The 18,302-nt window shown below is 60.2% G+C and carries 17 protein-coding genes; 9 read left to right on the top strand and 8 right to left on the bottom strand.

The features are described 5' to 3' along the window. Positions 1–43: 43 nt before the first annotated feature. Positions 44–478: a rhodanese-like domain-containing protein gene (locus tag B8783_RS04880; RefSeq protein ID WP_084418662.1), complete on the top strand. Its 435-nt coding sequence runs from the start codon at positions 44–46 to the stop codon at positions 476–478. A gap of 84 nt (positions 479–562) precedes the next feature. Here B8783_RS04880 and B8783_RS04875 read toward each other — a convergent pair whose 3' ends face one another. The 3 genes from B8783_RS04875 to B8783_RS04865 all read right to left on the bottom strand — a co-directional run bounded on the left by B8783_RS04875 (position 563) and on the right by B8783_RS04865 (position 4,452). After that, positions 563–2,173: a peptide MFS transporter gene (locus tag B8783_RS04875; RefSeq protein WP_084418659.1), complete on the bottom strand. Its 1,611-nt coding sequence runs from the start codon at positions 2,171–2,173 to the stop codon at positions 563–565. 126 nt (positions 2,174–2,299) lie between these two features. After that, on the bottom strand, positions 2,300–3,679 hold the full coding sequence (locus B8783_RS04870; RefSeq protein ID WP_084418657.1) for a glutamate--cysteine ligase: 1,380 nt from the start codon (positions 3,677–3,679) through the stop codon (positions 2,300–2,302). A gap of 11 nt (positions 3,680–3,690) precedes the next feature. After that, a complete protein-coding gene (locus B8783_RS04865; RefSeq protein ID WP_169711705.1) occupies positions 3,691–4,452 on the bottom strand; it encodes a 16S rRNA (uracil(1498)-N(3))-methyltransferase in 762 nt (253 codons plus the stop codon). 56 nt (positions 4,453–4,508) lie between these two features. Here B8783_RS04865 and B8783_RS04860 point away from each other — a divergent pair, with 56 nt between their 5' ends. The 3 genes from B8783_RS04860 to B8783_RS04850 all read left to right on the top strand — a co-directional run bounded on the left by B8783_RS04860 (position 4,509) and on the right by B8783_RS04850 (position 7,618). Beyond that, positions 4,509–5,873 (top strand): NAD-dependent succinate-semialdehyde dehydrogenase, encoded by a 1,365-nt coding sequence (locus tag B8783_RS04860; RefSeq protein ID WP_084418653.1) that lies wholly within the window; start codon positions 4,509–4,511, stop codon positions 5,871–5,873. A 26-nt stretch (positions 5,874–5,899) separates the two neighbouring features. Then, positions 5,900–6,880, top strand: a complete 981-nt coding sequence (locus tag B8783_RS04855; protein WP_084418652.1) for a 4-hydroxybenzoate octaprenyltransferase — start codon at positions 5,900–5,902, stop codon at positions 6,878–6,880. A gap of 69 nt (positions 6,881–6,949) precedes the next feature. After that, positions 6,950–7,618 carry a DsbA family oxidoreductase gene (locus B8783_RS04850; protein WP_084418650.1) on the top strand — a complete coding sequence of 223 codons (669 nt, stop codon included), beginning with the start codon at positions 6,950–6,952 and terminating at the stop codon, positions 7,616–7,618. Between the two features lie 69 nt (positions 7,619–7,687). On the opposite strand, the gene B8783_RS04845 is transcribed toward B8783_RS04850, so the two are convergent. The 5 genes from B8783_RS04845 to B8783_RS04825 form a co-directional block, all read right to left on the bottom strand. After that, the gene (locus B8783_RS04845; protein WP_084418648.1) at positions 7,688–8,056 is read right to left on the bottom strand and encodes a hypothetical protein; all 369 of its coding nucleotides are present in this window, start codon (positions 8,054–8,056) and stop codon (positions 7,688–7,690) included. A 75-nt stretch (positions 8,057–8,131) separates the two neighbouring features. Beyond that, on the bottom strand, positions 8,132–9,853 hold the full coding sequence (locus B8783_RS04840) for an ABC transporter ATP-binding protein (RefSeq protein ID WP_233355863.1): 1,722 nt from the start codon (positions 9,851–9,853) through the stop codon (positions 8,132–8,134). 40 nt (positions 9,854–9,893) lie between these two features. After that, entirely contained in the window at positions 9,894–11,012 is a 1,119-nt protein-coding gene (locus B8783_RS04835) for an inositol monophosphatase family protein (RefSeq protein ID WP_084418646.1), read from the bottom strand. Next, complete coding sequence (locus tag B8783_RS04830) at positions 10,999–12,348, bottom strand: TldD/PmbA family protein (protein WP_084418645.1); 1,350 nt, start codon at positions 12,346–12,348, stop codon at positions 10,999–11,001. Before B8783_RS04830 ends, B8783_RS04835 begins: the two co-directional genes overlap by 14 nt. Positions 12,349–12,419: 71 nt before the next feature. After that, positions 12,420–13,910, bottom strand: coding sequence for a pyridoxal phosphate-dependent decarboxylase family protein (locus B8783_RS04825; RefSeq protein ID WP_199288153.1), 1,491 nt, complete (start codon positions 13,908–13,910; stop codon positions 12,420–12,422). Positions 13,911–14,030: 120 nt separating this feature from the next. On the opposite strand from B8783_RS04825, the gene B8783_RS04820 reads away from it, so the two are divergent. From B8783_RS04820 to B8783_RS04800, 5 genes are read left to right on the top strand one after another with little or no spacing between them, the layout of a single operon-like run. Next, positions 14,031–15,101 carry a DUF2855 family protein gene (locus B8783_RS04820; protein WP_084418644.1) on the top strand — a complete coding sequence of 357 codons (1,071 nt, stop codon included), beginning with the start codon at positions 14,031–14,033 and terminating at the stop codon, positions 15,099–15,101. Between the two features lie 41 nt (positions 15,102–15,142). Continuing rightward, a complete protein-coding gene (gene trmFO, locus B8783_RS04815; protein ID WP_084421894.1) occupies positions 15,143–16,555 on the top strand; it encodes a methylenetetrahydrofolate--tRNA-(uracil(54)-C(5))-methyltransferase (FADH(2)-oxidizing) TrmFO in 1,413 nt (470 codons plus the stop codon). Positions 16,556–16,564: 9 nt separating this feature from the next. Continuing rightward, positions 16,565–17,539, top strand: a complete 975-nt coding sequence (locus B8783_RS04810) for an NAD-dependent epimerase/dehydratase family protein (RefSeq protein WP_084418643.1) — start codon at positions 16,565–16,567, stop codon at positions 17,537–17,539. 28 nt (positions 17,540–17,567) lie between these two features. Continuing rightward, a complete protein-coding gene (locus tag B8783_RS18585; protein WP_084418642.1) occupies positions 17,568–18,020 on the top strand; it encodes a methyltransferase domain-containing protein in 453 nt (150 codons plus the stop codon). Beyond that, positions 18,017–18,280: a hypothetical protein gene (locus B8783_RS04800; RefSeq protein WP_084418641.1), complete on the top strand. Its 264-nt coding sequence runs from the start codon at positions 18,017–18,019 to the stop codon at positions 18,278–18,280. Before B8783_RS18585 ends, B8783_RS04800 begins: the two co-directional genes overlap by 4 nt. Positions 18,281–18,302 lie beyond the last annotated feature (22 nt).

The raw sequence follows: 18,302 nt of genomic DNA, 5'->3' as shown, positions 1-18,302 counted from the left end.
TGATCATTTGACTTTTGACCGACACGCAGAGGACCACTCAAGCATGCCAATCAAACAGTTTCCAAGACGGTCCGCGATCGTCATCGGCGCAGTCAGCGTCGCTTTAGCGCTTGCCGCTTGCTCAGCTTCGACCTCGAATGACGAGATCACCGTCGAGAAAACGTCTGCCTTTCTCGAGCAAACAGATTCTTATCTGATAGACGTCCGCACACCCGATGAGTGGAAACAGACCGGAGTCGCATCCGACGCGGTGATGATTTCCCTGCAAAATCCAGACTTCGTCGGCGAGGTTGATCGCCTGACCGGCGAGGATCACTCAGCCCCGATTGCACTGATCTGCCGCTCGGGCGCGCGATCTGCGCGCGCTCGGGATCAGCTCAAGGACGCCGGCTACAAAAACGTCGTCAGCGTTCGCAGCGGCATGCTGGGTGAGAACGGCTGGATAGAAGCTGACCTGCCAGTGCGGCCGGTTCAATAAGTCAGACACACCCCTCATCAGCGAACAAAAAAGCGCGCCGCTGAAAGATCCAGCGGCGCGCTTTCTAAGTTGGTGTTCTGACGCTTAACCGAGCGTTTTGCCGGTGTCGCCGCCAGGCTTGATCGCACCGCCCGTATCAACCGTACCAGGATTATCATCATCCTCGAGCGTATCGAGGTGCATGAACTTGGTGAGGATCGGCGACAGGGCCGCAAAGGCGACGCCAACACCGATGGAGATCCAGCCGACTTTTGAATAGACCGAAAGGACCTGCGCGGCGCTTGCTGCTTCGCCGCCTTCTCCACCAGCAGCCGTTGCCTGCGCAATCAGCGCCGCAACCGCGTTACCTGCGCCAGATGCAAGGAACCAGGCGCCCATCATGAGGCCGACCATGCTCGTCACTGAAAGGCGCGTCATCGCGGACAGCCCCACAGGTGACAGACAAAGCTCGCCGGTCGTGTGAAGCAGATAGATCAAGAAGATGAAGATGACCGGCGTCAGGTCGCCAGCGGCTGAGCCCCAGACGAGCACAAGGAAGCCAAGGCCGAGCTGCATCAGACCCAGAGCAAATTTGAGCGGCGCACTTGGCTCCCACCCCTTTTTGCCAAGCCAGACCCAAAGGCCCGCGAACACCGGACCAAGCGCCATGATGTAGAACGCGTTGATCGACTGGAACATCGAGGCGGGCACTTCCCAGCCAAGCAGGTTCCGATTGACGTTTTCATCGGTGAAGATGTTGAGCGAGGACCCGGCCTGCTCAAAGAGGCCCCAGAACAGGACGTTCGTTGTGATCAGGATCAACGCAACGATAATCCGGTTGCGCTGCTGAGGGGTCAAATTCACGACCGCGCGATAGACGATGTAGAGATAGGTCACTGTCATCGCAGCCAGAAGCACGATGTTGACGGTGCCCTGACTACGAACCAGCTGCCATACGATCAGGACAGCGACCAGCGTGCCGGCCCAGATCAGATGCTCACGGTTGAGCGGCCCGAGCACAGAGGATTTCAACAGAGCCGGATTACGAGGCTCACCGGCGCCGCGCAGGGCTGGCTTGCCCCAGAGAAACACAACCAGACCGGCCAGCATGCCGAAACCTGCGGCCCCAAAGCCGTAGGCCCAGCCAAACGTCTCGCCGAGATAGCCCGAGATAAGGGCGCCAAGGAATGCACCGAGATTGATACCCACATAGAAAATCGTGAAGGCACCATCACGCCGCGCATCGGTCTTCGGATAGAGTTCGCCAACAATCGTAGAGATATTGGCCTTGAGGAAACCGACACCCACAATGATCAGCGCAAGGCTGAGATAGAAAATATTCATCACGGTCGGATCGGGCGACCCACCTTCGGCGACCGGAGACCCTTCAATAGCCATGCCCAGATGGCCAAGAACCAGCAAGACCGCACCGAGCACAACAGCTTTTCGTTGTCCGAGATATCGGTCAGCTAGAACGCCGCCAATGACAGGCCCGATAAACACGAGCGTCGTATAAGCGCCATAGAGCCCGTAGGCAGCATCGCGTTCAAAAAGGAAATGCTTCGTGAGGTAGAGAACGAGCAAGGCCCGCATACCGTAGTAGGAGAACCTCTCCCACATCTCGGTGAAGAACAGGACGAACAGCCCCCTTGGGTGGCCCAGAAACGTCTTCCCCGCGCCTGAAGCGACTGTGCCGCCTCCCGAAACATCACTCATATCTGCTCCCCGAGCCCATACCGGACTCACTGTTTATCTCTAAATACGGCGCACACTAAGACCACGCGATAAAGCGTGGCTCAAGCAATTATGTGCCTTTTCCGATCCGAGATACGCAAATGGACGCTAATAAGCCAGCGTTTCGAAGGCAGGCTCGACCCGTTTCCCCCATTCGCCGTGATAGAGCTCGAGAAGCCTGTCGGCCGGCGTGAGACCGCTTTCGGCAATCTCGTCCAGTTCAGCGAGGAAGCCGGTTTCATCGTCGCCAGCAGTGTTGAACTTGCTGCGAGCCTTCAGGCCGTTCCGGCTAAGCGCCAGAACGTCAATGGCAACATCCTGAAGCGTGCGACCGCCAGGCACCGGGGTGCGCAGACCGAGCACACGAACAGACTGGCGCACAGCTTCGCGTTCAGCCGCAGTCCAGTCCTTCACAATCTGCCAGGCGCCATCGAGCGCGACAGGGTCATATAGAAGGCCAGACCAGAAAGCCGAAAACGCGCACAGCCGGCTCCAGGGGCCCGAATCAGATCCCCGCATCTCAAGGAACTGTTTCAGTCGCACTTCAGGGAAGATCGTTGAAAGGTGATCAACAAAATCATCAATCGCAGGCTTCTCGCCGGGCAGAATGCTCAGCTTGCCTTCGAGGAAATCGCGGAAACTGAGCCCGCTCGCATCAAGATATTTGCCGCCGCGGCGCACGAAATACATCGGCACATCAAGCGCGTAATCGACATAACGTTCAAAACCGGCCCCGTCCTCAAACATGAAGGGCAGCATGCCTGACCGGTCCGGGTCGGTGTCGGTCCAGATATGCGATCGATAAGAGAGAAAGCCGTTCGTCCGACCTTCAGTGAAGGGCGAATTCGCGAACAAGGCAGTTCCGAGAGGCTGGAGCGCGAGAGACACGCGCGCCTTCTTCACCATGTCGGCTTCAGACGAAAAGTCGAGATTGACCTGAACCGTACAGGTTCGGAACATCATCTCGCGGCCAAGACGGCCGACCTTTGTCATATAGTCCCGCATGATGGCGTAGCGGCCTTTCGGCATCATCGGGGTCTCGTCCATCGTCCAGAGCGGCGATGACCCCATGCCCAGAAAGCTGACGCCGAGCGGGTTTGCAATCTCGCGGACTTCGCGAAGATGGTCGCCGACTTCGTTGCAGGTCTGATGGATATGCTCGAGCGGCGCACCGGAGAGCTCAAACTGGCCACCTGGCTCAAGGCTGACGCTTGCGCCATTCTTCTTGAGACCGATGAGAAGGCCGGATTCTTCAATTGGCTCCCAGCCGAACTGGTCCCGCAATCCTTCGAGCATCGCCCGAATGGAAACGTCGCCATCATAAGGGAGCGGCTTCAGCCCCTCACGGATGAAGCCGAACTTTTCGTGCTCAGTGCCGATCTTCCAGTCGCTGGCGGGCGTATTACCCATCTCGCACCATTCGACCATCTCGGCCTTGGACTCGATGCGCGGGGCGCTTTCGTCGATGTCGGACGTTGGTGTCGTCATGTCGGGCCCCTTTAGCCTTGTTCAGATTCAGGCAGATAGGGATGTTCCTGCCAGTCGCCAACAATAGATTGCCAAAGAGTGAGGGCAGATACAGCTGCCGTCTCTGCCCGAAGGATACGTGGCCCCAGCGTAACAGGGACAACAAAGTCCAGTGACCTCAGGCGTTCTCGCTCCTTTGGAGAAAAGCCCCCTTCCGGACCGATCAGAATACCGGCCGACCTGGATTCCGAAGATTCCAGAACGCGCGCGAAGGGCTTGGCATCCCCTGCTTCGTCGCAATAGTAGAGCGGCTTGCCGGTAGGCCAGTCGTCCAGCGCGGCATGCAGCGGGCGATCATCCTGGACTTTTGGCACATCCATACGCTCAGTCTGCTCTGCCGCCTCAATGACCACCGATTGGAGCCGGTCACTTCGCACACGGCTCGACTGCGTGAACTCGGTCATCACGGGCTGGATCTGGCGCACACCCAGTTCGCAGGCTTTCTCGACCACAAAATCGGTTCGCGCCTTCTTCAGCGGGGCAAAAAATAGCGTCAGATCGGGCGTACCGACCTGCTCGCGCGTCTGTCTGACCGGTTCCAGCGACGCCTTCTTGGCGCTGTGTGGTACGAGCTTGGCTGACCACTCGCCATCCGTGCCATTGAAGATGCGCACCTCATCGCCTTCGCCAAGACGCATCACGCGCATCAGGTATTTCGACTGATTGTCGTCGAGGTTGACGAGGTCGCCGGCTGCAAGTGGCGACGCGACATAAAGACGGGAAACGGAACTCATGGGCACCATATAGGATTAGCTTGGAGAACAGTTAAGTCAGCAAATTGAGGTGTTTCATGAGTGTCCAGTCCGTCAATCCCGCCGATGAGCAGGTGCTTGAGACCTTCGAGCCGATGAGCGCTGTCGATATCGATCATGCGCTGTCTGCCGCAGAGGACCGTTTCTACTCCTGGCGCCTCACAAGTTTTGAAGAACGCGCGGGCCTCATGATGAAGGCAGCTGACGTCCTTGAGTCTCATGTCGATGACTGGGCGCGCACGATGACTCTGGAAATGGGCAAGCCGCTTGATCAAGCGAAGGGCGAACTGAAGAAGTGTGCCTGGGTTTGCCGCCATTATGCAGAGAACGCCGAAAGCTATCTTGCTGATGAGAAGCTGAAATCGGATGCGAGCCAGTCTTTCGTTCGTCATTTGCCTCTCGGCCCCGTTCTGGCGGTCATGCCTTGGAACTTCCCGTTCTGGCAGGTCTTCCGGTTCGCCGCCCCTGCCCTGATGGCGGGTAATGTTGGACTCCTCAAACATGCCTCCAATGTCTGGCGCTCGGCGCTGAACATTGAAGAGGTCTTCAAGGAGGCCGGGTTTCCGAGCGCCTGTTTCCAGACGCTTCTGATCGGGTCTGACAAGGTTGAAGGCGTCGTGCGTGATCGCCGTGTCAAAGCCGCGACACTCACCGGCTCCGGCCCCGCTGGCAGCGCAGTTGCGTCGACGGCTGGTGATGAAATCAAGCCGACCGTGCTTGAGCTGGGCGGCACCGATGCCTTCATCGTCATGCCGTCCGCTGATATCGATGCGGCCGTAGAGACCGCAATTGATGGACGCGTCCAGAACAATGGCCAGTCCTGTATCGCGGCGAAGCGCTTTCTGGTTCACGAAGACGTCTATGACGCGTTCCGGGACAAATTCGTTTCCGGCATGAAAGCGCTCAAGATCGGGGACCCGATGGCTGACGGCACCAAGATCGGGCCGCTCGCGATGAAGGCGATCGGCGATGATCTCGCCGATCAGGTCGACAAATCGATCAAAGCCGGCGCCAAGCCGTTACTTGATGTTCCTGCCCTGCCGGACAAGGGCTGGTGGTACGCGCCGCAAATCCTCGAAGATGCCCCGGAGAGCTCGCCAGCTTATAGCGAGGAGATGTTCGGGCCGGTCGCGGCGCTCTGGAAGGTCAAAAGCCTGACCCAGGCAATTGAACGCGCCAATGAAAGCGAGTTCGGTCTCGGCTCTGCGATCTTCACGCAAGACAAAGAAGAGATCGAACAGGCCGTCCGTGACCTTGAAGCCGGGTCTACCTTCGTCAACAGCAAGGTCGCCAGCGATCCGCGTCTGCCATTTGGCGGCATCAAGGCCTCCGGATATGGCCGCGAGCTGGCGCGCGACGGTATTCTGGAATTTGTAAACCGGAAAACCATCTCTATCGCCTGACCCCAAAACTTGGTTATACGGGCGGCATGACTGATACAAAGACAGAGCACGGACCTGAAGAACCGATCGAAGCCGAGTTCGTTGAGCATAGTGACGCGAGCTCATCAGCCCCTGCCGATAGTGCGCTGCCGGGCTGGCTGACGTCTCTGCCGGACACGTTGCGGCCCTATGCGGCGCTCGCGCGGCTCGACCGCCCGATAGGGACCTGGCTTGTCATGCTGCCGGCGATGGCAGCGCTCGCCTATACACGAATCGCCACCGGGTTCTTCTGGATCGATATCTGGTGGGACCTCCTCATTGCGATTGGTGCTGTCACTATGCGCGGGGCGGCCTGCACGTGGAACGATATTACCGACAAAGACTTCGACGCCGCGGTCGATCGGACCGCTAACCGACCCCTGCCGTCTGGTCAGGTGAGTGTTCGCAACGCCTACATCTTTCTGGCGCTGCAAGTTGCCGTCGGCTTCATCGCATGGCTGTGTCTGCCGACCGACGCGAAGGTGGTGGCCCTGCTCGCCCTGCCGCTGATTGTGGCCTACCCTTTCATGAAACGGGTAACGTGGTGGCCTCAGGCCTGGCTTGGTTTCACGATCAACTGGGGCGTTCTAGTGGCGGCTGCCATGGCGACGCACGTCTCGATGGGCACCGTCCTCCTCTATCTCGGCTTTGCCGCCTGGACCGTCGGCTATGACACGATCTACGCGCTGCAGGACAAGGAAGACGATGCGCTGATTGGCGTTAAGTCCTCCGCACGCCTGATGGGCGACAAGGCAGTGCTCGGCGCGTTCTGTTTTTACCTCACAGCAGCGGCCTTCTTTGCGGCGGCGAGTGCAGCCAATAGCGCGCCGCGCCTTGGGGCGCTGACCGTTATCGGCTTCCTCGCTCATGCGGTCTGGCAGGTTTATATGGTCAATCGCGATGAGGCGAATGCCCTCAAGGTTTTCAAGTCGAATGCCTGGGCGGCGCTGATCCTTCTGTTCGGATTTACCATCGCAGCAATCGTCTAGCTCCTCCTTTCCTGCCTTGAATTCCGGGCGCGCGCCGATCAGATTGGTGGAAACCAAGGAGCGCGACCCATGACTAAACTCACCATCGAAATGGTATCGGACCTCGTCTGCCCCTGGTGCTGGCTCGGCTTGCGGCGCATTCAGGGCGCGATCGCGCTGGTGCCTGAGCTGGACGTCGAATTGCTGTTCCGCCCATTTGAGCTGGACCCGACCATTCCTGAGGGCGGCGTGAATTATCGCGATTACATGGCCAGCAAGTTTGGCCCCGAGACCGAAGACAGCCGCTGGGCATCAATGCGCCAGGTGCTGATCGAGTATGGCGAAGCTGAAAACATTCCTTTCCGGTTCCAAGACCTCAAACATCGCCCCAATAGCTTTGACGCGCATCGCCTCGTTCGCTGGGCCCAAGGCCAGGGCAAAGGTGCCGAAGCCAAGGAAGCGCTGTTCCGGGCCTATTTCCATGACATCCGGGATATTGGCGATCATGACGTGCTGGCTGATATCGGCGCAGAGATCGGACTTGAGCGCGACATCATCGCAAAGCTGCTCGCAAGCGGCGCGGATGTTGAGGAGACCCGCAAGGAAGCCGACACGTTCCGCGAGATGGGGGTGAGCGGCGTGCCGACCTATATTGCGATGCGCCGTATTGCTGTTCAGGGCGCCGAAAGCTCTGAGAAGCTCGCAAAATTCCTGACAGCCTCCGCGGCGCAACTGCCCCAGCAACGCTCTTACGGATAAGCCAGCACCTGCGGCCGCACCATCGGCGGATGGGCGGCAGGTGAGCTGAAATCTGATTGGGACTAAGCGCTAACCCGTGTCGAAGAAGGGCTGGGCGACACAAAGGTTTGCGAGCGGAAAAACCGACGTAACACGATCCGTACTGTCTTCGCATGCGGCGGGCACGCCCCAAATCATCAGGCACGCATCCACAGCCAGCTTTTCCCACGGCGCCCGCGGAGCGTAGTGCGCCCAGTCCGCCGGGTCTGGCCGATCCGCTTTAAGATGGTTGGTCATGATGATCCGGCCATTCGACAGGACTTCGAACATCAAGATTTCTTCGGTCTCGTTCGGATTGGCGTTGAGCCATGCGCGGATACGCATCAGATCCCACAGGAAGATGGGCCAGCACCAGACGCGCAGCTCTTCCAGGGTTTGCAGGATCCATTCGCGGGTCATGGCGAAGATTGAACCACAGGATCGCGGGGGGCGGATAAGAACCTTGTTTCCGACAGACCCCAGCGCCAGAGCCCACTAGCTCAGTTGCAGCTCGACGAGCTTCTTGTAGGCGCCCTGCGCGGCCATCAGCTGGCTATGGGTGCCCTCTTCCACGACCTCGCCATCTTCGATCACGATGATCCTGTCCGCCGCGCGGACGGTGGAGAGGCGGTGCGCGATGACGAGCGTTGTACGGTCCTGCGCAAATTCAGCGAGCGCAGCCTGAACCTTCGCTTCACTTTCAGCATCGAGCGCCGATGTCGCCTCGTCGAGCAACAGTATGGGCGCCTGACGGAGGATAGCACGGGCGAGCGCTATTCTCTGGCGTTGGCCGCCGGACAGGTTGCGCCCCATCTCACCGCACGGCGCTTCATAGCCCCCCGGAAGCGACAGGATAAAGTCATGGGCATTCGCGGCCTTGGCGGCGGCCTTGATGTCGTCCCGCCTGGCTCCAACCCTGCCAAGCGCAATGTTGGCCGCAATCGTATCATCGAAGAGAAGCGCTTCCTGGGCGACGAGCGCAGAGGCCCGCCTGAGGCTTGCGCCGGTGAAGGTCCGCACATCATTGCCGTCCAGAAGTACGGCCCCTGACAGAGGATCATAAAGTCGCAGCAAGAGATTGAATATAGTTGATTTTCCAGCCCCGGATGGCCCGACTAGCGCAACCGTTTCACCCGGATTGACCGAGAAGCTAAGCCCCTTCAAAGCTGGCGAACCATCTGGATAGACAAAGTGCACATCGCGAAAATCAAGCGATCCACGTGGAGACACCAGCTCTCGTGCATCTGTACGATCCGGCGTTGAAGGTTCCGCATCCAGGATTTCGAACACGCGGTCAGCGGCGGCACCGCCTTCCTGTGCGACGGCATTCAGGGTGCCAAGCGCGCGAAGCTCAGGCGCGGCAACGGCAACGGCACCGATCACACCCACAAAGTTTCCGAGCGAGGTGTCGCCCTGCGCGATGCGCCACGCAGTGAGCGCAAGAATCCCGACCAGTGCCAGCCCACCCGTAATCTCGAGGATCGGATCGACCGCCGCCCTGTCCGTCAGCACTTTAAGGAACAGCCGTGAGCGTTCCACGAAGCTCTTCTTCGCCCTCGCCTGCTGATACTCTTCAAGCCCATAGGCCTTCACGACGCGTGCGGACTGGAAGCTTTCAGACAGAAGCGATGCGACTTCACCGATCTGCTTCTGCGCCTGTTTGGAACGTTTGCGCACCCGGTTGCCAAGGCCAATGACCGGCCCGAAAGCGATTGGGTAGATCACGAGCAGAACCAGCGTCAACATCCAGTCCATGAAGAGCATGGTGATGAAGACACCGATGACGGTGAGCACACCCTTGGTGAGATTGTTGGCGAGGCGCAGGCCCGCATCGCGCATCGCATTCACATCATTGATGAAGCGCGAGACAAACCCGCCTGATTTGTCGCCAGACAGGCGAGCGAAATCGCCTTCGGTCAGCGAGGCAAACTGGTCGGCCTGAATGTCGACGATTGCGCGCTGAACGCCCGTATTGTTGGCCAGCGTCATGCCATAGAGCGAGACCGAGCGGATAATGGCCGCCAGGCCAATCACACAAATCAGAACCCAGAGCGTGACGGGCACGCTGGTCTCGGTCGGGCCGGCGAGCTTTTCAAGCCCTTCGACAACCATCTTCAGCAGATAGCCATAGGAGGCTGCGGCAATCGCCGTGATTGCCGCGCAAGCCGTACCGATGGCAAAGTGGCCCCAATGCGGCCGGAAACGCTCGCGGACCAGCCGCAGCAGGCTACGTGTCCTGCCGTGCTTTTTAGACGCGTTAGACGTGATGGTGCGAACCTGTTTCAGGGTCTAGCAGCTTGTGCGCATGCAGGATGAAATACCGCATCTCGGCATTATCGACCGTGCTTTGGGCGGCAGATTTCCAGGCGTCATAGGCCGCCTTGTAATTCGGGAAAGCGCCGATGAAATCAATCTTGGACAGGTCTTCGAATTCCACGCCGCTTACATTCTTCAGCTCACCACCGATGACGAGATGAAGCAGCTGTTTTGAGTCTGGCATATCGGCCATTGGTTTGGGCTCCGTTACATTCGTTTTTTCATAGGGCCTGACCGTCCAGTTTGGATCGGGCAGTCTGACCCCTTTTACGCGCTCCACTAACAGAGGATGCAACTGCTTTCCAGCCGCAATGAGGCTTCTCTGCGCGGGCTCGCTGCGATTGAAGATGAAGGGTTCGCCGAGATGTGTCGAGGCGATACCGCCCGCCTCGCTCACAATGATACTGCCGGCGGCAAGATCCCAATCGGATTTGCGCCAGAGCGCGAGCGTGGCATCCCAGCCCCCGGCTGCGACCCAGCACATACGCAGGAGCGTCGCGTTCGGCTTTGGCCGGGCAAGCTCAAGACGTGGCCATGGGACTTTCCAGGCCGGATGGGTGAGCATCGATTCCGACGCAATCATGCGGCAGCCATCTTCCTCGTCACGGTTGCTCGTAAAGATGCGCTGACCATTCAGCCAGGCGCCTTTACCCGTCTCCGCCACATAGGTTTCCCCAAGCGCAGGTGCATGGACCACGCCGCACACGGCTTGTCCGTTCTGGATGAGCGAGACGCCGATCGCCCAATAGGGTTCGCCGCTCATGAAGGCGCGCGTGCCATCAATCGGATCGATGCACCAGACCGTATCCTTGAGTTGCGTTCGACGTGTGACGGCCGTCTCTTCTGACAACCAGCCATAGTCTGGCCGGGCCGACATCAACCGCTCTTGCAGCATGTTGTTGACGGCGAGGTCTGCCTCTGTGACCGGGTGGCCGGGATATTTCTCCCAGGACGGCACCTGGCCACGCTCAAAATAGGCAAGCGCCCGGCTTCCGGCTTCAATCGCCGCGTCTTTTAGCAGACGCAGATCGTCGCTGAAGTCAGGCTCAGTTTCCCGCAATCGACATATCCTCAACCAGAAGGCTCGGCGCGTTCATGCGGCCGCGAAACTCAAGATCACTCGCTGGAACGAGGCGTGCGAAGATGGATGGGAGGTCTCCGGCAATCGTGACCTCTGAGACTGGGTACTGGATCTCGCCGTTCTCGAACCAGAAGCCAGCCACACCGACCGAATAGTCGCCCGTATTGGGGTTGATCGACGGGCCGAACATATCCGTGACGAGGAGGCCCTTGCCTGCTGCGCGCATCATGTCTTCAGGCGACTGGGTGCCCGCTTCAATATGTGTGTTCGATGTGCCGACGCCGGGCGGATTGCCGAAGCCGCCGCTGGCAAATCCGTTGGGCTTTAGGCCGAGCTGGCTGGCCGATGCCGTGTTCAGCAGCCAGCGCGTAAGCTCGCCATCATCGATCAGCAGTTTGCGTTCGACCGGCAGGCCCTCGCCATCATGGTTGCGGCAGCCGAGCGCCTTTTCGAGGAACGGGTCATCGACGATATTGATGCCGTCAGCGAAGACTTTCTCATTGAGACGGTCTTTCAGGAAGCTGACGCCGCGTGCGACGGACGGGCCGGATATAGCTGACAGGAAGGCGCTGAGCAGGCTGGACGAGACGCGCCGATCATAGATGACGCTGGCTTTCTGGGTCTTCACCTTGCGGGGGCCGAGACGAGCCACGGCGCGCTCACCGGCTGTTCGGCCGATCTCGCCGGGCGATGGCATGTCGGCCATCTTGCGGACGTTCCAACTGTCATAGTCGCGTTCCATGGCGCCATCGCGTTCAGCGACCGCAGCGAGACCGAGGCCTGTCGATCCGCCGGAGAGATATGAGCTGAAACCATTGCTGGCCGCGACCCATCGCTCCGACCGGCTCCAGCCATTGCCGCAAGCCGAGACGGTTTTGACGCCAGAGACAGCAAGCGCGGCTTTCTCGGCTTCGATGGCGTCAGCCTCGAGGCGTTCGAGCGCGATTTCGCCGTCGCCTTCAAGGTCGAGGGCGGGTGGGTCTTTTGCGAGCAGGTCCGGGTCAGCGAGGCCCGCATATTTGTCTTCGGGCACGGCGCGGGCCATGGCGACGCAGCGTTCGGCCATGGTTTTCAGCGCATCGTCTGAAAGATCAGAGCCGGAGACATGCGCCTGGCGACGGCCGAAGAGAACGCGGAGAGAGACGCCTTGCGATTCGCTGCGCTCAACATTTTCGAGCGTTCCACCGCGCACATCGACACTGACGCCTTCGGAGATGCCAAGGCTGCAATCTGCAGCGCTGGCGCCTGCCTTCAGGCAATTGTCGATCAGCTTGTCGAGGATGTCGGGCGGCGGTGTTTTGAAACTTGATGTCATTCTCTAGCAAGTAGACGCAAGGCCACGAGGCGGCAACGGGCTCAGCGCCTGTTTTGCAGGGATCAGGGCAGCTATTCGCTTTCGAGGCGGCCGGTCACGTCGGCGATGGCCTTGGGCGCGAGCGCGTGGATCGCGTCGATCAGGACAGTGAGGTCGCTCGGCCGGGTGCGATGATTGGTGATGTTCACGCGGATAGCGAGCTTTCCGTTCAGCCAGGTTGTTGAGGGCGCCGCGATACCCGTCTCCTGCAGGCGGATGACGATCTCATCGTTTATGGCGTCGAGATGGGCTGGGTCGATATCGTGGGGCTGGTAGCGGAAGCAGCAGATGCTGGTTTGGACAGGCGCAAGGCGTTGCAAGAGCGGGTCTGCATCGACAAGGGCGGCAAGCTGTTCGATGAGGTCGCAATTGGCGGAGATTGATGCGCCGAGGCGTTTGGTGCCGAACTCCTGGAAATGCGCCCAGACTTTCAGCGCGCGAAAGCCGCGTGAAAGCTCAGGTCCGAACTCGACCGGCCAGGGTTCACCTGCCGCGAGGCCGCGTTGTTTGGGCTGAAGATAGTCGGGCCGGGTCGTGAAGGCGCTTCGTAGCCAGTCGCCCTCGCGGACAAGGACAAAGCCGGCATCGTAATTGACGTGGCACCATTTGTGGAAGTCGAAGGCGATGGAGTCTGCGAGCTCTATCCCCGCGAGTTTGGGGCGCAGCCTGTCGCTCATGATGCCGCTGGCCGCGAACGCCCCATCGATGTGAAACCAGATGTTTTCGCGCGCGGCGATGGCAGCAAGCGCCGGGAGGTCATCGATCGCGCCGGTGTTGACGGTACCGGCGGTGCCGATGATGGCGAAAGGCTGGAGACCGGCAGCGCGGTCTGCGTCGATGACTGTCTGAAGCGCGGCGGTATCGATCCGGAACGCGTCGTCTGTCGGGATCCGCCGCAGGGCGTCCGTGCCGAGGCCCAGCATGTCGAAGGCGCGGGCATTGCAGGCATGGGCTTCAGCGGAGGTGTACCCGACGAGGCGGGTGTTCGCGATGCCGGATGTTCGGTCTGCGAGGTCTGTCGCGCGGGCACGGGCGGCTTTGAGAGCGCTGATGGTCGCCATGGATGTGCCGGTGGTGACAAGGCCGTTGGCGGTTTCCGGAAAGCTGAACAGGTCCCGCATCCAGCCGATGAGCTGGCGCTCAACCTGGATGGCGGCGTGGTCGCGTCCGCCTGCATTGGCGTTGAGTGCGGCAGCAGCGATGTCTGCAATGAGATTCGCAGGCGTGCCGGAGCCGTGGACCCAGCCGAAAAAGCGCGGATGGGTGTTGCCGACGCCGTGCGGGAGCAGTGAGCGGATCGCGTCATCCGCCGCGTCTACCCCGCGCCCTTTGACGGGCAGGCCAGTGGCCAGCTGCCGCTTCAGATCGTCGTCCACAGGCGTCCAGACGGGGCCGTCCCCTGCCCGCTCCATCTTGTCGATGGCCGCGTCCAGCATGGCGTGGGCGCGCGTGCGGAAGGCTGACCAATCGCCTGGGTCAAGCGTGGTTTGAGGCAGGTGTTTGGCGTCGTCTTCGGATTTCATCGGCCCTCTCTTAGCGAAAGCGTGCGAGCGATCCAGCCCCTCATGCGCGTTGGCGTCGGGGTATCGCTAGGCGGGTCTGCACGCTTCCTGTAGGCTTTCGCGAAACAGGGAGAGTGACCGATGGCCGAACAGCACTGGATGGCGAAAGCGAATATCCGCGACACGAAATGGGTGTCCGAAAACGCCGAGGCTGGCTCGGGCGAGGTTCGGCTGAAGCTCGATGCATTTGCGCTGACGGCCAATAATGTGACGTACGCCGCGTTTGGCGGCGAGCCGATGAAATATTGGGACTTCTTCCCGGCAAGCAATCCGTCCTATGGGCGCGTCCCGGTTTGGGGCTTTGCGACGGTTGAGACGTCGAATGTCGACGGGATTGAGCCGGGCCGCCGGGTCTATGGCTACTTCCCGATTTCCAGCCATCTTGTCGTTCAACCGACCCGTCTCAGCAAAACCGGTTTCAGTGATGGCGCCGCCCACCGGCAAGCCCTCGCACCGGTCTATAACACCTACATCTTCACCGACACGGACCCGATCTATGTCGCTGACCGTGAAGCGGAGCAGATGCTGTTCCGGCCGCTCTACATGACCGGCTGGATGATCGTCGACAGTTTGATGAACGGGAAAACACCGCCAAAGACTGTCATCATATCGAGCGCGTCGTCCAAGACGGCCCTCGCGACGGCGCACGGGCTACACCGGCAGGGCGTCACGGTGATCGGGCTGACGTCGCCTGCGAATGTCGACTTCGTGAAGGGCGCTGGGCTTTATTCCGACGTGAAGACCTATGATGAGGCGTCCAGCCTCTCGCCTGAGGCCCCAGCAGCCTATGTCGACTTTGTCGGCCGCCCTGCCCTGACAGCCGCCGTCCACAATGCCTGCGGCGACGCGCTGAAACGCAGCCTGGTGATCGGCATGACCGACTGGGAAGCTGACCGCACACCATCTGGGACGCTCGCAGGCCCGCAGCCGGAATTCTTCTTCGTGCCGACCTATGCGGCCGAGCGCGCCAAGGCCCTCGGCCCGGAGAAGCTCGGCGCGATGACGCGCGAAGCCATGGTCTCCTTCTATCCGGTCTCGCGGAATTTCGTGACGCCTGAGACCGTGACGGGCCAAGCGGCCATCGATGCGGCGTGGCAAGCTTCGGCGGCAGGCGAGGTCGCGCCAGACCGCGGACTGATCTGCCAGCTCTGAAAGGGTTGACCGGACAGGCCCGCCACGTCACATCCCCGATCATGAGCATCAAACCTATCCACATCATCGGCGGCGGCATGGCCGGCTCCGAAGCAGCCTGGCAGGCGGCCAATATGGGCGTGCCTGTCATCATTCACGAGATGCGCGGCGTTCGCGGCACCGAAGCGCACCAGACCGACAAGCTGGCCGAGCTCGTCTGTTCAAACTCGTTCCGGTCTGACGATCACACCTCGAATGCTGTTGGTGTGCTTCATGAAGAGATGCGCCGGGCAAACGGGCTGATCATTACCAAGGGCGGCGATCATCAGGTCCCGGCAGGCAGTGCACTGGCCGTGGACCGCGAAGGCTTTTCCGAAGACGTCACCGCGACGCTGGAAGCCCATCCGCTGGTCACCATTGTGCGCGAAGAAATCGACGGCATTCCGCAAGAAGACTGGGACAGCGTCATCATCGCGACCGGGCCGCTGACGTCGATCAAGCTCGCCGAAGCCATCCGCGCGCATACGGGCGAGGAAGACCTTGCCTTCTTCGATGCGATCGCGCCGATCGTCTATTTCGACAGCATCGACATGGACAAAGCCTGGAAACAGAGCCGCTATGACAAGCCCGGCCCGCACGGCGACACAGCCGCCTATATCAATTGCGGCATGAATGAAGACCAGTACAACGCCTTCATCGACGCGCTGATCGCGGGCGAGAAGACCGAGTTCAAGGACTGGGAAAAGGACACGCCCTATTTTGAAGGCTGTCTGCCGATTGAAGTCATGGCGGAACGTGGGCGCGAGACGCTGCGCTTCGGACCGATGAAGCCGGTTGGCCTGACCAATCCACATGATCCGGACGTGAAATCCCATGCCGTGGTGCAGCTGCGCCAGGACAATGCGCTTGGCACGCTGTGGAACATGGTCGGTTTCCAAACCAAGCTGAAATATGGCGCGCAGGCAGACATCTTCCGGATGATCCCAGGGCTTGAGAACGCTCAGTTCGCCCGGCTTGGCGGCATTCACCGCAACACGTTCCTGAATTCGCCGAAACTGCTCGATAATCAACTGCGCATGAAATCGATGCCGCGCCTTCGCTTTGCGGGACAAGTCACGGGCGTTGAAGGCTATGTCGAAAGCGCGGCCATGGGTCTGCTCGCCGGACGGTTTGCAGCGGCTGAACGGCTCGGGCTTGAGCTTGCGCCGCCGCCGCCAACGACAGCGCTCGGCGCTCTCATCGGCCACATCACGGGCGGGCATCTGGAAGGCAAGCAGAGCTTCCAGCCGATGAATATCAATTTCGGCCTCTTCCCCGATCCGGACCCGGAAACCATTCCGAAAAAGGATGAGGAAGGCAAGCGCCTGCGCGGCAAGGCCAAAGGCCGCGCAAAGAAGGGTGTTCAGGCGGTTCGCGCGCTGGAGGACATTCAGGTCTGGGTGGATGCGCAACGGGCGAGCGTGGCGGCGGAATAGACCAGACCAATGCGTGTCCTCCTCACAGGCTCTTCTGGCTGGCTCGGACGCCATCTTGCACCGATGCTCACGGCCTCGGGTCATAATGTAACGGGCATCGATGTTGCGCCCGGCGCGCACACGCAGGAGATTGGAACGATAGCTGACCGATCCTTCGTGGACCGGGTGGTCTCCGACCACGGGATTGAAGCGATTATCCATGGCGGCGCGCTGCACAAACCGGACATCGCCCGCTTTCCGAGAAAGGCCTTCATCGACGTCAATGTGACGGGGACGCTCAACCTGCTCGAGGCGGCAGTGGCGGCCGGTCATAGCCGGTTCGTCTTCACGTCAACGACCTCACTGATGATCTCGAAGGCAATCCGTGCTGAGGCGAGCGATGCGGCCGTCTGGCTAGATGAGCACCATACGCCACTCGCGCCGCGCAACATCTACGGCGTCACGAAACTTGCCGCCGAGAATCTTTGCCGTGAGGTGCATCAGCAAACAGGGCTCGCCTGTCTTGTTTTGCGCACCTCACGCTTCTTTCCCGAAGATGATGACACACTCACCGATCCTCCGCCGGAAAACCTGAAGGCCAATGAGTTTCTGAACCGGCGAATGACCGTTGAAGACGCCGCCCGCGCCCATATCGCCGCGTTGGAAAAAGCGCCGGAGCTTGGCTTTGGCGTGTATCTCGTCTCCGCGCCAACACCCTTCCAGCGTGAAGACTGTGCCGCCCTAAAGGAAGACGCCGCCAGCGTAGTCGCTCGCTATTTCCCGGATGCGCCAGAGCTTTATGCCCGCCATGACTGGACCCTGCCTTCATCCATCGGACGGGTGTACGATGCGTCTGCCTTTGAACGCGATCTCGGTTTCCGTTTCCAGACCGACTTTTCGGCCATACTGGACGCGCTTCGTTCAGGCGGCGAGCTGCCATTTGCGCATGACGCCGGATATCCCTCGCCCAGCGTCGAGGGCGCAGATCTGATCTGGCGAGACTGATCGCCAAAGCGGTGCTATCACTTGTCACATGACGGCTCTCTACGACACAATCGGCATCGACTACGCCCAGCTCCGAAAGCCGGATGCGCGGATCGCGCACCAGATACATGCCGCGCTCGGTGAGGCCCGGACCGTGCTGAATGTAGGTGCGGGCAGCGGGTCCTATGAGCCTGCGGGCGTGGATTTGACGGCCGTGGAGCCGTCTGCGATGACTGCGCTTGGCGCCCTGATCGGTCACATCACGGGCGGGCATCTTGAGGGCAAGCAGAGCTTCCAGCCGATGAACATCAATTTCGGCCTCTTCCCCGATCCGGACCCGGAAACGATTCCGAAGAAGGATGAGGAAGGCAAGCGCCTGCGCGGCAAGGCCAAGGGCCGGGCCAAGAAGAGTGTTCAGGCGGTTCGCGCGCTGGAGGACATTCAGGTCTGGGTGGATGCGCAACGGGCGAGCCAAGTTGAGTTTGCGGGCACACCTGCATGACAAAAGTTGATTGTAGCTCACATGGAGAAAGCGAAGCGACTTTTGTCTGCGTACATCTCGTCGAATCGATCAGCCTAAAAGCGGCAGTGGGCTTTAATTGGCTTCAGGATGAGGAAGGTAATTTCCAGGCGTTTTGCGATGCTTGCTGGAATTCTGAAGATGAAGAGTGGGCAGCAATCAGCGATGAGGTTTGCCGCATTCTGTGCCTCGGCTGCCTGAAGGACGCCGCAAAGATCAATGGCGTGAAATTCGATCCCTAGCGCTGCCGAAAAGCGGCGTGCT

This window comes from Henriciella litoralis (assembly GCF_002088935.1).
Lineage (GTDB): Bacteria > Pseudomonadota > Alphaproteobacteria > Caulobacterales > Hyphomonadaceae > Henriciella > Henriciella litoralis.
This window is presented reverse-complemented; position numbering and strand designations above follow the sequence as displayed.